Source organism: Sanguibacter sp. HDW7, from assembly GCF_011300875.1.
Taxonomy (GTDB): Bacteria; Actinomycetota; Actinomycetes; order Actinomycetales; family Cellulomonadaceae; genus Flavimobilis.
In genome coordinates, this window is sequence record NZ_CP049862.1 from 1083786 (window position 1) to 1098781 (window position 14996).

13 protein-coding genes are annotated in these 14996 nt (G+C 75.1%); 1 reads left to right on the forward strand and 12 read right to left on the reverse strand.

Annotation, left to right across the window (positions count from 1 at the left end):
* Nucleotides 1–14: 14 nt before the first annotated feature.
* The 12 genes from G7063_RS05000 to G7063_RS05055 are packed head-to-tail and all read right to left on the reverse strand — an operon-like array spanning nucleotide 15 to nucleotide 12066.
* Entirely contained in the window at nucleotides 15–515 is a 501-nt protein-coding gene (locus G7063_RS05000; RefSeq protein ID WP_166413416.1) for a hypothetical protein, read from the reverse strand.
* Nucleotides 512–1126, reverse strand: a complete 615-nt coding sequence (locus G7063_RS05005) for a phage tail protein (RefSeq protein ID WP_166413417.1) — start codon at nucleotides 1124–1126, stop codon at nucleotides 512–514. Before G7063_RS05005 ends, G7063_RS05000 begins: the two co-directional genes overlap by 4 nt.
* On the reverse strand, nucleotides 1123–3099 hold the full coding sequence (locus G7063_RS05010; protein ID WP_166413418.1) for a putative baseplate assembly protein: 1977 nt from the start codon (nucleotides 3097–3099) through the stop codon (nucleotides 1123–1125). Before G7063_RS05010 ends, G7063_RS05005 begins: the two co-directional genes overlap by 4 nt.
* Nucleotides 3099–3515: a GPW/gp25 family protein gene (locus G7063_RS05015; protein ID WP_166413419.1), complete on the reverse strand. Its 417-nt coding sequence runs from the start codon at nucleotides 3513–3515 to the stop codon at nucleotides 3099–3101. The genes G7063_RS05010 and G7063_RS05015 overlap by 1 nt, the downstream gene beginning before the upstream one ends.
* Nucleotides 3515–5287, reverse strand: coding sequence for a phage baseplate assembly protein V (locus tag G7063_RS05020; RefSeq protein ID WP_166413420.1), 1773 nt, complete (start codon nucleotides 5285–5287; stop codon nucleotides 3515–3517). Before G7063_RS05020 ends, G7063_RS05015 begins: the two co-directional genes overlap by 1 nt.
* On the reverse strand, nucleotides 5284–5943 hold the full coding sequence (locus G7063_RS05025) for a LysM peptidoglycan-binding domain-containing protein (RefSeq protein WP_166413421.1): 660 nt from the start codon (nucleotides 5941–5943) through the stop codon (nucleotides 5284–5286). Before G7063_RS05025 ends, G7063_RS05020 begins: the two co-directional genes overlap by 4 nt.
* On the reverse strand, nucleotides 5943–8870 hold the full coding sequence (locus G7063_RS05030; protein WP_166413422.1) for a hypothetical protein: 2928 nt from the start codon (nucleotides 8868–8870) through the stop codon (nucleotides 5943–5945). The genes G7063_RS05025 and G7063_RS05030 overlap by 1 nt, the downstream gene beginning before the upstream one ends.
* The gene (locus G7063_RS05035) at nucleotides 8867–9340 is read right to left on the reverse strand and encodes a phage tail protein (RefSeq protein WP_166413423.1); all 474 of its coding nucleotides are present in this window, start codon (nucleotides 9338–9340) and stop codon (nucleotides 8867–8869) included. The genes G7063_RS05030 and G7063_RS05035 overlap by 4 nt, the downstream gene beginning before the upstream one ends.
* Nucleotides 9327–9500, reverse strand: a complete 174-nt coding sequence (locus G7063_RS05040; protein WP_166413424.1) for a DUF6760 family protein — start codon at nucleotides 9498–9500, stop codon at nucleotides 9327–9329. The genes G7063_RS05035 and G7063_RS05040 overlap by 14 nt, the downstream gene beginning before the upstream one ends.
* Nucleotides 9500–9994 carry a hypothetical protein gene (locus tag G7063_RS05045; protein WP_166413425.1) on the reverse strand — a complete coding sequence of 165 codons (495 nt, stop codon included), beginning with the start codon at nucleotides 9992–9994 and terminating at the stop codon, nucleotides 9500–9502. Before G7063_RS05045 ends, G7063_RS05040 begins: the two co-directional genes overlap by 1 nt.
* Complete coding sequence (locus G7063_RS05050) at nucleotides 9991–10470, reverse strand: phage tail protein (protein ID WP_166413426.1); 480 nt, start codon at nucleotides 10468–10470, stop codon at nucleotides 9991–9993. Before G7063_RS05050 ends, G7063_RS05045 begins: the two co-directional genes overlap by 4 nt.
* 27 nt (nucleotides 10471–10497) lie before the next feature.
* Nucleotides 10498–12066, reverse strand: coding sequence for a phage tail sheath subtilisin-like domain-containing protein (locus G7063_RS05055; protein WP_166413427.1), 1569 nt, complete (start codon nucleotides 12064–12066; stop codon nucleotides 10498–10500).
* Nucleotides 12067–12292: 226 nt separating this feature from the next.
* Here G7063_RS05055 and G7063_RS05060 point away from each other — a divergent pair, with 226 nt between their 5' ends.
* The gene (locus G7063_RS05060) at nucleotides 12293–14977 is read left to right on the forward strand and encodes a LuxR family transcriptional regulator (protein WP_166413428.1); all 2685 of its coding nucleotides are present in this window, start codon (nucleotides 12293–12295) and stop codon (nucleotides 14975–14977) included.
* The last annotated feature ends 19 nt before the right edge of the window (nucleotides 14978–14996 follow it).

The window sequence follows — 14996 nt, forward strand, 5'->3', positions numbered from 1 at the left end:
GTCGGGACAGGGGGTCAGAGCCAGAGGCCGATGCCCAGGCACACCGCGCCCACGACCGTGAGCGCGACGAGGATCGGCCACCACGACACCTTCTCGGGCTCCGGCACGGGCTCGGGCACGACGACGACGGGCACGGGCACCGCGACGGGGGCCGGCGCGGCGGGCTCGGGCGGCGTCATCGACGACCCGCACCGCGCGCACACCGAGGCGAGCGTCGTGTTGAGCTCGGCGCACGCGGGGCACGGCACGCCCGTCGTGCGGCCGTGGCCGCCGGTGCCGGGCAGGCGTCGGCGGGCGTCGTCGGTCAGCACGGACTCGCGGCGCGGAACGGCGCCGCCGGCCCAGAAGAGGGGCTCGTCGCACTGGCGGCAGAAGTCGACGGCGCGGCGCTCGCCGGGCTGGACGCTCGCGGGCGTGCCGCAGCCGGGGCACGCGACGGTGACGGTGCCGAGCGTGAGGTCGGGCACCGAGCCCGCCGTCACGTGCGGATCGGCGTGGCGTGACTCGCGGATCATCGGACACCTTCCAGGAGGTCCGCCGTGACGGCGGGGTAGATCTGGTCGCGTGCGACGCGCACAGTGGCGCGGACGTGGGCAGGAATCTCGTCGAGCACGAGGCCGAGCAGCGAGCGCGGGTCGAGACCGCCGGTCGACGGCAGCTCGACCTCGAGCCAGGCCGTGTCGGCGGGGCACGCACCCTCGGCGAACACGCCGCCGCCCTCGCGGACGACGACGCCCGGCCCGCACAGGGCCGTGAGCACGGTGCGCAGCGCGCCCGGCGTGCCGCGCGACATGAGCGTCGCCGCCCACGCCTCGAGCAGGGCACGCTGCCTCGCCTCACCTGGCACCTCGGGGCTGCCCCCGTCACCGGCGCCGTCGGACGGTGCGTCACTGCCTGACGTCACCCCCGCCCCGCCGTCGAGCGCCCGCACCCCGATCCACGACGCGAGCCACGGCAGCATCTCCGCGGGCGTGAGTCGGGTGTCGGCGAGGACGTCGAGGTTGTCGCCGTGCGCCTGCAGCGTGTCGGCCTGCTCCTCGAAGATCGTCACGAAGCGTCGGAAGAAGTCCTCGTCGACCATCGCGGGCGGCAGCTGGTCGACGAGCCACCCGGGCCGGCGGCTCATCGCACGACCACGCGGTGCGCGGCCGAGACGAACAGGGCCCCGGGCGTGAGGGTGAGCGCGTCCTGGCTGTCGCCCAGGCGGCGTCGGCCACGCAGGTCGTAGTCGAAGAGCGTGACCTCCTCGACGCGCTCGACGCCGTCGACCTCGTCGACGACGTGCGCGAGCGCGGCGGACGTGAGGTCCTCGCCGAACGGCCAGCCCGCGCCGTCGGTGCCTCCGTGGAGGGGGTCGACGAACCGGTGGATGGCCTCGAGGACGCGCTGGCGCACGACGGCCGCGGGCCGCCCCGGCAGGGCGCGCACGAGCACGGCGGCGCTCGCCCCCTGGTAGAAGGGCGCCCCGACCTCGAGGCCCACGCCGACGAGCCGGCACGCGTCGAGCTCCGCGCCGACCCGGGCCCGCAGCTCGGGGGAGAGGGCGAGGTCGTCGATGTCGCGGTCCTCCGCGGCGCCGCGCGGGGCCGCTGCGGGCACGAGCAGCACGCGCACCGCGCCCGCCCTGCCCGCCACGGCGTCGCCGAGGGGCAGGCAGCGTGCGCGCGCGACCGCGGGCGACGCGGCGAGCGCGAGGCGTTCGTAGTCGCCGGCCGTCACGGCTCGGCGGCCCGTGCGCAGCGTGAGCGGCCCGCGGACCTTCGCCTCCTCGACGGTCTCGGGGTCGACGCCTCCGGACGCGGCCGTCGTGTTGGCGACGGACGCGACCATCGGCAGCGTCGTGCGGGGCGTGACGAGCGTCCCGGGCCCGACGTTGCCGCGCGCCCCGCCGCCCGAGCGGTAGGGGCTCACGCGCACCTGGGCGCCGTCGGCGGGGATCGCACCGTGCTGGCGTACGCGACCGTCAGGGTGGCGGACGGACGGGCCGAAGCGGACCTCGCCCGTCGCGGAGTCCCACACGACGTGGCGGTCGGTGGGGCCGGAGGCAGCGAAGTCGGCGACCTCGGTCCACGGCTCGGCGTCGCTCGTCGTGACGACGAGGATCTCCTCGCTCGGGCGGCGCGCGAGAACAGGCGTGTGGGCGACGCGGAAGACCTGCCCGGCCGTGCCCGTCGAGCGTCCGAGCACCTCGCCCGGGCGCCCCGTGACGTGCTCGGCGGGGACGGTGACGCCGACGACGCCGACGTCGAGCGACGTGAGCCGCGGCGACGTGCGGTACGTCGGCCGGCCGGGCGCAGCGCGCACGAGTCGCACGCGCACCCAGTGCGCGCCCGTGCCTCCGAGCGTGAGCGGCGGGTGCGAGCCCGGCAGCAGGAGGACGACGCGGCCGTCACGGTTGAGCCCGCCCGTCGTGTCCTCGTGCACCGTGAGCCGCACCCACGCCTCGCCGTCCCACGCCTCCCACACGAGCGGCGGGTCGGTCGGGTCGATGCCGATGCCGAGGACGTCGGCCGCGACCGTGAGCTCGAGCGCGTGGTCCGCGAGCGAACCGGTGAAGCCCAGGTACGTCGCGTCGTCGAGCGTGATCTCCGGCGACGGGAACACCGCGAGGCTCGTGCCCCGGTAGGCGAGGTCGGCCCAGCCGTCGACGAGCTGGTCCGAGCCTGCCGCGGACGTCATCACGGCGCGCAGCGACGCGGGCCGCGCGACGGCCTCGCGCACCGTCGTGAAGACGACGTCGTCGGACGCGGAGCCCGACGCGGCGGGCGACGTCGCGACCTCGACCCCTGCGGGCACGACGACCTCGGCGCGCGCGGGCGCCGAGAACCAGAACGTGAGGTCGGCGCTCGCCGCCGACGGCCCGAACGGCTCGATGCCGACGAGCCCGAGGAAGTGCGCGTACATGCGCTCGGGCACCTGGTTGACGCGGAAGAGCACCATCTCGCTCATCCACGCGAAGAGCTCGACGAGCGCGACGCCCGGGTCGGAGACGTTGTGGTTCGTCCACTCGGGGGTGTGGCGGGGGATGAGCCGCTTCGTCTCGTCGACGATGTCCTGGAAGGACCGGTCGTCGAGGTTCGGCGGGATGATCGGCGGCATCAGGATTCCTCGTGCGGGATGACGTAGAAGGGGTGGACGAGGTTGCGGCGGTCGTTGGTCGCCTTGACCCGGTAGGTGAGGTCGATGAGGACGAGCCCGGGGTTGTCGTCGTCCTGGCGGGGCGTGACGTCGAGGACCTCGATGCGCGGCTCCCACTGTGCGAGCGCGTCGCGCACCGCGCGGTCGACGAGCCCGAGGAGGTTCGCGGTGACGGGCTCGAAGAGCAGGTCCCAGATGCGGCAGCCGAACTGCGGTCGCATGAGGCGCTCGCCGGGCGCCGTGAGCAGGACGACGCGGATCGCGTCGTCGAGGTCGCCCGAGCCGTCCGTGAGCGCGATCGAGCCCGACGCGTCGACGCGCAACGGCCACGTGAAGCCGCGTCCTACGAAGGACGCGGCGGAGGATGCGTTCTCCATCAGTTGATCTGCACCATGCCTCCCTTGACCTGGGTGACGCCGCCCGCTTCGAGCGCGGCCTTCGCCTGCCCCTTGACCGACACGTCAGCACCTTCGAGCGCGAGCTTGCCCTTGGCCCTCACGCTGATCTCGGCGGCCTCGAGCGCGAGCCTCTGCTGCGCGCGGACCGTGATCTCCGTGCCCTCGACGGTGACGGAGCCGTCGTCGCCGACGACGATGCGCGTCGCGCCCGCCTGGATCTTCACGGGCCTGCCCTTCGGCACTGTGAGGTCGACCGCGTCGCCGCCGAGTCGCAGGCGGGTCTCGCCTCCGGGCAGCGCGAGCAGCACGTGGTCCTTGGCGGCGCTGTCGCCGTCGACGAGCTCGAGGAGGTTGCCCCGGCGTGACGTGAACGCGCGACGGCTCACGGTCGATCCCTCGACGGGGTACGTCCCGGGCGCCTTGCGGCGCTCGGAGTGCAGGCCCGTGACGACGACGGGTCGGCGCACGTCGGAGCCCTCGAACGCGACGAGCACCTCGTCGCCGACCTCGGGCACGACGAGCAGGCCGCGGCCCTCGCCCCCGCCCGCGGACGCGACGCGCGCCCAGTCGGACGTGATCGTCCGGCCGAGGAACGGGAACTCGACCTTGACGCGGCCCGCGCCGCGCGCGTCGTTCTGCGCGCCGAGCGCGGTGACGATGCCGACGACGACGCCGTCGTGCGTGTACGCGGCCGCACCGCGGTCACCTGCCCGGCCGCCGAGGTCGGCGAGCGTCGTCCGTGCGCGCGAGCCCGTGACGACCTCGGTCGACCAGCCTGCGCGGTCCCACGTCGTCGTCACCTCCCGCACGTACTCGGCGTCGTCGGGCCACCACGTGTGCTGGAGCGTGAGGCGCGACCCGGGCGCGAGCGGCACGAGACGGCGCACGAGCGCGCGTGCCGCCACGGGACCGGACCCGGCCAGGCGGGCCCGGGCGATCCGGGTCGCCTCGTCCGCGTCGAGCGGGAAGGACGTGGAGTCGAGGACGACGCGCTCGCTCACCGCGATCCCGTCGACGGCCTTGCGCTCGTGCTCGCCCGTGACGGCCGCGCCGGCCTCGGGGTCCCACGACGTGACGACGGCGCGCGTCGGGCCGCCAGACTCCTGGGAGACCTCGCACGTCGCGACCTCGTCGGCGCGGAGCGTGACGTGCTCCGCGCCGGGCCGTGGCGTGCTCGCCGGCCACAGTCGCAGGGTCGTGCCGTCGAGCATCCAGTCGCTCCCGGTGCGCTGCGCGACGTCGTCGACGAAGCGCAGGGCGGAGCCCGCCTGGAGCATGTAGTGGACCTTCGCGGGCGGCAGCCCTGTCGCGTCGACGCGGAGGCCGGCCGACTGCACGATCTTGCCGAGGATCGACGCGAGCCCCTCGTCGACGAACGTCTGCGCGGTCTCGGACGCGAGCAGCGCCGTGGCGTCCTGCGCCGTGACGACGAGGCGGGTGCCGCCGCGCTCGCCGCGGACCGACTCGATGCGGGTGACTGTGCCCTCGAAGACCGTCGCGACGACGGGCCGGTCGCTCGGACGTCCGCCGACGGTGACCTTCTGCCCGACCTTGACGGCTCCGATCCCGCGCGTGGGGTCGAGGACGTGCGCGGAGTCGTCGACCGCGAGCTCGAGCCGCGCCCATGCCGTCGTCCGCAGGGGCCGCACGACGCGCAGCGCGACGAGCGTGCCCGTGAGCGACGTCGGCAGCGGGCCGCCGTCGAGAGTGATGCGCGGAACGAGCGAGACGCCTGCCGCTGCGGACGTCACAGGTCCTCGATCCCGGGCACGGCGAGCAACGTGCCCGGCACGAGCCGCAGCGGGTCGGTCACGGCGTTCGCGGCCGCGAGCGGCCGCCAGCGGGTCGCGTCGCCATAGTAGCGGGCCGCGATGCGGTCGAGCGTCTCGCCCGACTGCACGCGGTGGACCCGGTGCGGCTGCGGCGTGCCCGACGTCGGGTTCTGCGGGCCGAACGCGTGCTCGGGCTCGAACTGCTGCAGGACGAGGTCGAGGGTCGCGCGCAGCGGCGTGCCCGTCGGCGAGAAGTACGTGTAGGCGAGCGCGAGGTCCGCGATGACGGAGCGGAACGAGTGCACCTCGCCCCAGTGGAAGGTCACGAGCGGCGGCCGCACGTCGCCCGCACGCTCGTCCGAGCCGGGAAGCGTCGGGTCGATGTCCATCGCCTCGACCACACGCCCGGTGTGCTCGGCGACCGAGCGGCCGGTCGCCGTCGTGTCGAAGAACAGCGACACCTCGAGGACACCGGGGCGCGCGCCGCCGAAGCGCAGGCGCGGCGTCGGCCGGCCCGGACGTGGCGTCGCGTCCCACGAGTTCGAGCGCGTGAGCCGCAGCTCGGCCGGGTTGTACAGGCACGGGATGCGCTCGCCGCCCTCGAGCTCGAGGAACGCCTTCTCGGGTGCAGCCATCAGAACGCTCCAGGGGTGAGGCCGGTCGTACGCAGCGCGGACTCCTCGAGCAGCCGACGCTCGACGCGCCGCGCGACGCGGTCGGTGAGGTCGTCCTCGAGCGCGTCGGCGAGCCGCGCGAGGAGTCGCTCGTCGAGGTGGAGCTCGCCCGCGCTCGCGCGGGCGGCCCCGGTCGTCGGGAGGGTGCTCATCGTGGGCTCCTCGCTGCTCGGGGAGAGGGCGGAGTCGGCGCGCGCGAGGGCGCGCCGCAGGATCGAGAGGCCGGCCGCGGTGTCGTCGTGGGACGCGCCGAGGCGGGCGACGGCAGGCACGGCCGGCGCGCCGGGAACCGGGGCCGCGACGCGCGCGGGCGCGCGCGGCGGCAGGACCGAGCGGCGCAGCGGCACGGTGGCCGCGTCCGTGAGGGACGATCGCCAGGCGCTCGCGGTCGCGGGGGCAGCCGGGCCGCGCTGCGCGGGGCGACCCGCGACGGGCGGCGTCGCGCGTCCGGCGAGGCTCGTGCCGCTGTGGTGGGCGGGGTCGGTCCCCGCCGTGCGGCCGGGGCCGGACGGCGTGCGGCGGACCGCGGGTGCGTGGCGCCACGGGTGCGTCGACGCCGCTGCGCGCGTCGCGCCGTCGTGCGCGGGTGAGCCGCCGACGGCGAGAGGTGTCGTCGGTCCGGTCGCGCGCCGCACGGCGCGCGCACCTGCGCCGAGACGCACGTCGGACGCGGGGGAGGTGAGGACGGCCGACGATCGTGCTGCCGACGTGCTTCCCGACGACGACACGGACCGCGTCGCGTGCCCGACCGCCTCGGAGCGGGCCGCTGCCGTGCTGAGCGGGATCCCCGGAGCGCGCACGCTTCCCGCCGGAACGCCGGAGGGCGACCCGAGACCTGTGGCGCCGCCCGCCGACGACGGCAGCACCGCCGACGCGACGTCGAGCCCGCCGGGTGCGGCGCCGGTGGTGCTGACCGACGACGCGGCACCTGCCGCACGAGCAGTCACGACGCCGCGGGACGACGGCGCGCCGGGCGTCGCGGACGTGGTTCCGCCGGTGAGAGCGAGGGTCGCGGCGGACCGTGCGGCCGCGTCGTCCCGGCGCGTGACGGCGACCTGACGGCGCACTGCGGTGACCTTGCCCGGCTGCGCAGCGGCGACGCCTGCGCCGCGGACGTCTGCCCGGCGCGCGAGCATCCCGGGCACCGGTCGGACCACGCGGGCGACGGCGTGGTCGCCGTCCCGGGCGGGGCCGGTGAGCGTGGGCGCGGCTGTCCCGTCGGTCGGGTCGGCCGCGCGTGCGGCGGACGTGCCGGTGGACGTCCGCCCGTCTGGCGCACCGACGCGCGCGCGGGCCGACGCGCTCTGCGCGGCGAGGCTCCCGGGCACGGCGAGCGCGCGCCGCAACGGGACGTGCGACATGGTGAGGTGCGACGGGGTGACGTGCGACGTGGCGGCTTGCGGCCCGGCGGTCAGGCCCGCGGTCGGTGCGGGAGTGGCCGCGTCGGTCGTCGGCGAAGGCCCCCGCGAGGTGGGGCCGGCGCCGGACGTGCTGGCGGTGCTCGTCCCGCCCGCGGAGGCCGGGGTCGCATCGGTGCCGGTCGTCGGGCGGCCGGTGGTGGACGGGTGCGTCGTCGAGGGTGCGGCAGTCGTCGTGCCGGAGGTGCCCGGGCCAGCCGACGAGACGTGCGGGCTGGCTGCGGGCGCTGGTGACGCCGTCGCGCGGCGCACATCGGCGACGGCCCCGCGCGACCCCGGGTGGGCGGCCGGGACGTGACCGGCGTCGGCCTGTGCCGGGCGGACGAGGGCTGTCGGGCGGAGCGTCAGCGCGCCGGTGCGTGCGCCGGCGACGGCGCGCTGGCCCGACGCCGTCGATCGGCGCAGCGCGGGCGCCGAACGAGTGACGGCCGAGGCCTCGGGGGCGTGGCCGAGCAGCGAGCGTGAGCTTGCGGCACGGGGGAGCGACGCGGACCACGTGCCCGGGTGGCGCTCGGCGGAGGCTCGTCGCACCTCGGGCGAGGTGGGCAGCTCGTGCACGGACGCGGCGGGTGCGGGCGCGTCGGGCACCATCTCGGTGTGCCGTGCGGAACTGTCGCGCGTCGACGACCGGTCCGCCGTCGGGCTCGACGCCGCGACGTTCGACGCCGCGACGCCGGACGCCGCGACGCCGGTCGTCGGACGCGTCGCCGCGGACGAGCCGGGCAGCATGGCGGAGCCGGCGAGCGTGGCCCGAGCCGCCGCGGCCGTGCGCGACGCAGCGGCTCGCCGTCGGGCGAGGCGTGGCGGAGCGGTGCGGCGTCGGACCGCGGGGAGCGCGGGCGCGCCCGCAGCTCGCGGTGCGGGAGCACCGGGCGGGGTCTGGGTGGCAGCGGGTCCGGCGGCACGGCGCGACCCCGCGGCGCCGTCCGTGGGTCCGGACCCGGTGGGCCGGGGGGCGGGCCCCCGGGAGGGTGCGACGCTGCGGCGCCGCGAGTCGAGGGACGTCACCATGGAGCCGGCGGCCGCGACCTCGGCGGGCAGGCGCATGGGAACCGCCTTGGGCGTCGCGCTCACGCCGAGGCGGCCAGGCGTCCAGGAGTCCCGGTCGATGCGCGACGCGGCCCGGGCAAGTCCGCGCGGCGGCGCGGCGACCGGCGTGCGTGACGGACGCTGCGCGTCGTCGTCGGCCGGGGCGTCGGGCGCCGGCGACCACCAGCGGGGGGCGCGCACCGAGCGTGCCGCGGGCGGGGCGCCGACCTCGGTGGTCTCGCGCAGAGCCGTCGTGAGCGGCGCCGGGCGCCGCACCGCGGGCGTGCGGGCGAGGCCGCGCGCGAACGCGGCCGAGCCCGCCGCGGTGAGCCCGAGGCGACCCGCGCGGAAGCGCGTGAGCGCACCTGCGGGCCGCAGGTGCGCGGGGCCCTGCGGCTGGTCGGGCGCGGTGGGCCCGGGCGGGAGGGTGGGGATGCTCATGACGTCTTCGCCCGGAAGCCCTCGTGGGAGACCTCGAGCCGCTCGACGAGCGTCGCGTTCGACTCGACGTCGAAGGTCGGGCCGTCCCACGCGACGGCGAACACGCCGTCGACGTCCCACGCGCGCAGCCGCTCACCGGTGTAGTCGAGCGCCGTCACGGCGCCCGTCGACCGCACGAGCTTGCCGCCGTTCGCGGCCAGGCCCTCGCCTGCGCTCGCGCGCACCCACGAGAACAGCGCGTCGGACTCGACGAGCCCGCGCTCGAAGACGAGGTTGGGCCACTCGAGGACGCCGGGGAACGTGTGGACGAAGTCGTTCTGGCCGCCCTCGACGTACCGGTGCGTGCCGAGCCGCACGGAGAGCCCCGAGAGCTTGCGGAACGTGCCGATGGGCACGCCGTCGACTTCGAAGAGGAACCAGCCGGCGGTCGACGCGTCGCCGCCGAGCGCGCGCTGCTCAGAGCTGCTCACGTGCGGCCTCCCAGGCGCGGTCGTTGAGTGCCGAGACGGCACGGATGAGACGGACCCGGTCCAGGTGCTCGAGGTCGAGCACCTGGTCCAGGGGCCAGTGCAGGTGGTAGGAGAGGTAGGCGATCTCCTGCCACAGGGCGTCGGTCGGGTAGCGGAGCATCAGGCCCCGTCCCGGATCTCCTCGATCGAGGCCCGGGTGCGCGCCGAGGCGAGCGCAGGGACGGGCGCGGGCGCCTCGTCCTCGGTCTCGTCCTCGACGGCCTCGGGGACGGCGGCCGCCGCCGTGACGGCACCCGAGGGTGCCGTCACGGGGGCGGGAGCCTCGGCCTGCGCCGCGACGAGGGCCTCGTACTCGGCCTGCGAGCCGAAGTTGATGACCCCGTAGAAGTCCTGGAGGAACGCCAGGTCCGCGGCGAACAGGTTCTCGATCTCGTGGCTCGTCACCATCTCGAGCGCCCCGAGGCGCTCGACGACACGGGCGAGGATGACCACCGTGAGACGGGGGTCGTCCGGCCCGTCGACCGTCGGGTCGCGGAGCGGCTCGAGCTCGTCGCGCGCTGTCGCGAGGCGCATGACGCCCTCGCGGTGCACGTCGCCGTGACGGTCGACGTACCCGCGGGGGAGGGTGAACGCGTAGCGGGTCTGCAGGCTCACTTGACCCGCTCGAGGCGCTCGATGACGAGGGTGATGGACTCCTTGACGACCTCGTTGGAGTCGACCGAGAGCTGGTCCGTCGAGATCTTCGAGGGCCACGAGTTGAAGAAGTTGAAGCGCGCGACCTCGTTGCGGGCCGAGTCGTAGAGCACGATCGAGCCGTTCTTGCGCAGGCCCGTGCGGTCGGTGGCCTTGAGGCCCGCGCCACGGATCTCGTTGAACCACTTCCACATCTTGTCGCTCGGGGAGTCGAGCGGGGCGACGCGCGTGAGCGCGAGGTCGGCCGTCTGGACGCGGCCGCCGAGGCCCTTGACCTGCTCGGCGGCACCGCCTGCGCCGGACTGGGTGACGCTCGCGACGGCGACCTCGATGTCGAGGCCCGAGACGGAGATGAGGGCGGTGATGACCTCGCCGTCGATCTCGAGGAAGAAGTTCTGGGCGATGATCGGGTCGTTGTTGAACAGTCCGTCAACCACGGTGGTCTCCTTGGGTCAGGTCCGCGCTCAGGCGGCCGAGTTCTTGTTCTGGCTGATGCGGAAGACGACGAACTCGGCGGGCTTCACCGGGGCGATGCCGACCTCGACGACGAGCTTGCCCGCGTCGATCGACTCGGGGGTGTTCGTCGTCTCGTCGCACTTGACGAAGTACGCCTGCTGGGGCGAGGAGCCGAAGAGGGCGCCCGCCTTCCACAGTCCGTGGAGGTAGCCCGAGAGAGTGCGGTTGACGCCCTCCCAGAGCTTGACGTCGTTGGGCTCGAAGACGGCCCACTGGGTGCCCTCGAGGATCGTCGACTCGATCATGTTGAAGAGGCGACGGACGTTGACGTACTGCCAGTCGGTGTCCGAGGCGAGCGTGCGGGCGCCCCACACGCGGATGCCGCGCGTGCCGAACGGGCGGATCGCGTTGATGCCGATGGGGTTGAGGAAGCCCTGCTCGGTCTGCGTGATGGCACGCTCGACGTCGAGGACGCCGCGGAGCGTGTCGTTGGCCGGGGCCTTCCACACGCCGCGCGTGTCGTCGGTGCGGGCCCAGAGGCCTGCGACGTGGCCCGAGGCCGGGATCGACACGGTCGTCGCGCCGGCACCGCCCGTGGGGTTCTCGACCGTGATCCACGGGTAGTACATGGCGGCGAACGCCGAGTCGTACTGGGCGACCTCGGAGCGCCACTCCTTGACCTGCTGCGGCGTGAGGCCGGGCGGCGGGTCGAGGAGAGCCATGCGGTTGGGGTGGTTCTCGCAGTGTGCGACGAGGGACGTCTGCACTGCCTTCCACAGGTCGAGGTCGACGGTGCCGTCGGCGCGGGACGCGGCGGTGACGAGGTCGGGGACGACGACGATGGTCACGTCCTCGGCGATCGAGAGTCCGTTGATGCCCGAGCGGGCCGTCTCGGAGCCGGCGAAGCGGCGGCCGGTGACGGCCACGGGGATCGGGTCGGCCTTCGCGAGCGTGTACGCGCCGGGGCGCAGGACCTCGAGCTGGGCGGAGAGGTCGGTGTCCTCCTCGAGGAGGATCTCGATCTTCACCTTCGTCGACGTCGCGTTGACGACCGTCGCGGCGTCGCGCGGGCCGCCGAGCGTGAGGTCGCCGAACGACTCGACCTCGACGCCGTTCTCGACGATGCGCAGGGTGAAGGGCGCGGGACCCTCGAGGTCCTCGGGCGCCTCGTCGGTCGTCACGGTGACGGTGAGGTCGGCGTCGGGCTCGACCGAGGTCACGGCGACGGGCAGGCCGAGCGAGCGGTCCGTGGCGGGCAGCGCGAGACGCGAGGACTCGCCGGCGGGCTCGACGTGCGGGACGCGCACGATGTACGCCGCGGTGCCCCCGTTGAGGAAGAAGCCGTGGACGGACAGGGGCAGGACTGCGCCCTCGACGAAGCCTCCGTAGAGGTTCTCGAACTGCGTCCAGCTCGTCACGAGGCGCGGAGCGAGGCCCTGGGGGTCGCTCGGGTCGTCGTGCGGGGCGCGGGCGGTGAAACCGACGAAGGCGGCGACGGCGGTGGGGGCCGAGGCGAGCACCTTCTGGCTCGAGGGGACTTCCTCGACGTAAACGCCGGGTGCGGTGTAGGTGGGCACGGTTCTTCCTCTGCGTCGACGACGGTGGCCGGCAGGGCGCACCGGGCTGGTGGACGACAGCGAACGTAGGCCGCAGCGGTTGCGGACAACATCGGTAGTTGCTACGGAACTTTCACCCGGGCGGTGTAGTGTCCCGGTAGTTCATGGCTCGCGCGCGGGTCTTAGGGCCCGTGTCCGCGCTCGTGGGGGTATGTCCGGGCCGTCGGGGTGAGGTCGGGAGACGACGATGGAGGGTTCGCGCGGCCGCATGGCCGTCGACCGGCACGACAGGCACGCGGCGGCGCTGCGCCGCGCCGTGGTCCCCGCGCGCCACGGCGGCTCGCACAGCTCGACGGTCTCTCGCTCCGCGGAGGTCGAGACCGTCGCGCGCGCGATCGGCTCGGGCCGATGCGCCCTCGTCTTCGGCGAGGTGGGCGTCGGCAAGACGTACGTCGTCGACGCCGCGCAGCGGCTGCTCTCGGAGAGCGAGCCGGACCTCGAGTGGCTCATGGTGTCTGCGGACCCTGACGACGGATCCGCGCTCGCGGCGCTCTCCGTCGTCCTGCCGGAGCTCCTCGCGGCTCCCGCCGACATGGAGGACCCGATGCGCACCGCGATGGCGTACGCGGTGCTGCGCGCTCGTGCGCAGGGACGTCGCCTCGTCGTGCGGGTCGAGGACGCGCACCACCTCGACGCGATGTCGCGCCACGTGCTGGTCGGGCTCGCGCGGACGGGCGAGATCGGCCTCGTCGCGACGCTGCGCCCGGGGGTCGCGCGCCGCGCGCCGTGGGTGCAGCTGTGGAAGGACGGCGTCGCGGAGCGCATCGACGTCGCGCGCTTCACGCCTGCGGAGACGGAGCGGTACGTCGCCGAGACGCTCGGTGGCGACGTCGCGGCGGACGTCGCGATCGTGCTGTGGAACAGGACGGGTGGCAACCCGCTGTTCGTGCGCGAGCTCACCCGCGTCGCGGTCGAGTCGCGCGCCCTGCTCGCGGTGGGCTCGACGTGGGTGTGGGACCGGTGGGCGCTGCTCGACCCGCGCGTGCTCGATCTCGTCCAGCACGAGCTCGTCGGGCTGTCGGCGGCCGAGCGTCTGCTGCTCGAGCAGGTCGTCGCGCTCGGCGGCGCGCTGCCGTCGGTCGTCGACGCGCTCGACGTGTCCGGGGCGTACGTCGCGCTCGTCGCGGACCGGCTGCTCGAGGTCGTCCCGGTGCGCTCGGACGGTCCGGTGACGGTTCCTGCCTGTGTGAGAGCGCACCCGCTCGTCGCGGAGGCCCTGCGCGGGTCTGTCCCCGCGCGTGTGCGGCGTGAGGCCGTCGCGCGCTGGGAGGAGCTCACGGGTGGTGTCGCGGCGTCGGACGAGGCGCTCGTGCGGATGGTGACGGACGCGCTCGAGGTCGGGGACGCGCAGCCGATGCCACGCATCCTCGAGGCCACGACGGCCGCGCTCCGTGAGCACCGGTGCGAGCTCGTCGTGCGGCTCGTCGGCCTCGCGCTGCCGGGCGCCCGCGGCGCGGACGTGGTGCGTCTGCTCGCGACGCGCGCGTCTGCCCATCGTTTCCTGTCGCGGCCCGACGCGGCGCGTCGTGACCTCGTCACGGCGCGCGACCTCGTGGCGAGGCTCGATCTCACGGTCGCCGAGGGGCCTGAGCTCTTCAGCCTGCTCGGCCATCTCGAAGCGGAGGTGCGGCAGTTCGCGGAGGACGACGCCGACGGCGCGCTCGAGGTCCTTGCGCTGCTGCGCGACGAGGTCGGCGTGCGCTGGCCGGACGCGCCTGCGACGTGGTGGCAGGACGAGGAGATCTGCAGGCTCACGTGCCTCGCGGCGGCAGGACGGCACGCAGAGCCCATGGCGGCCGCGGAGGAGCTCTTCGCGGCGACGGCCCGGCGCCCGCACGCGGTGCTCCCGCTCGTGCCCTCGCTCGTCGCGGGCGCCGCGCAGATGCCCGGCGGGCACGGGGCGCTCGGTCTCGTCGAACGCTTCATGGGTGTGGCGACGGCGCACGCGGACTCTGCGTCCTGGGCGGTGTCGAACCTTGCGACCGCGGGCTTCGTCGCGTCGGGCCTGCTCGGCTACGTCATGTCGGCCGGCGACGTCGAGAAGCTGCTCGGTGCGACGGACCTGCCGTTCAACGTCGACGTCGTCGCGCTCAACCTGCTCCACGGGATCACAGCCATGCAGGCGGGCGACTGGCCGGTCGCGAGGGCGAGGCTCGCCGCGGCGTCGCGCCGCTACGAGCACGGCGACGTCCAGGGACGGCTCGCGGTGACGTACGCGCTCGGCGCGATCGCTGCGGCGGCCTCGGGCGAGGTCGTCGAGGCGCGCGAGCTGCTCGAGCGTGCCAGGACCGTGTCGTGGTCGGGCGTGCGGACGCTCGGCGGGTACATGGGGCTGCTGCGGCTCGACGCGCTCGCGTGGCTGCGGGACCGGGCGCTCGTCCCGGAGGCGCTCGCGCTCGCGGAGACGTGCCGGGGGGCGGGGCTCGTCCGCGTCGAGTTCGAGGCTCTGCACCGGGCCGTCGTCACGGCGCACCCTGCGGGCGGGACGCTCCTGCCGGGCGAGGAGGTCGAGGCGCTCGGGGAACGTGCGCTCGCGATCGCGCCTTTGCTTGACGGGCCGCGTGCCGCGGCGGTCGCGGCGCACCTCGAGGCTGTGCTCGCGGGTGACGACGCGCTCGCGCTGTCGGCCGTGCGTGACATGGCGGCGGCGGGGCTCTTCGTGCCGACGGCGGCGCCGGCGGTGCAGCTGACGCGGCGGGAGTCGCAGATCGCGGCGCTCGCGGCGGCGGGGCTGAGCTCGAAGGAGATCGCGGAGCGCCTCACGTTGTCGGTACGGACGGTGGACTCGCACCTGTCGCGCATCTTCGCGAAGGCGGGGGTGCGTTCCCGCCGAGAGCTGGCAGCAGCCCTCCACCTCGACCCGACCCCCTGACCCGGTCCCGTCCCACCCC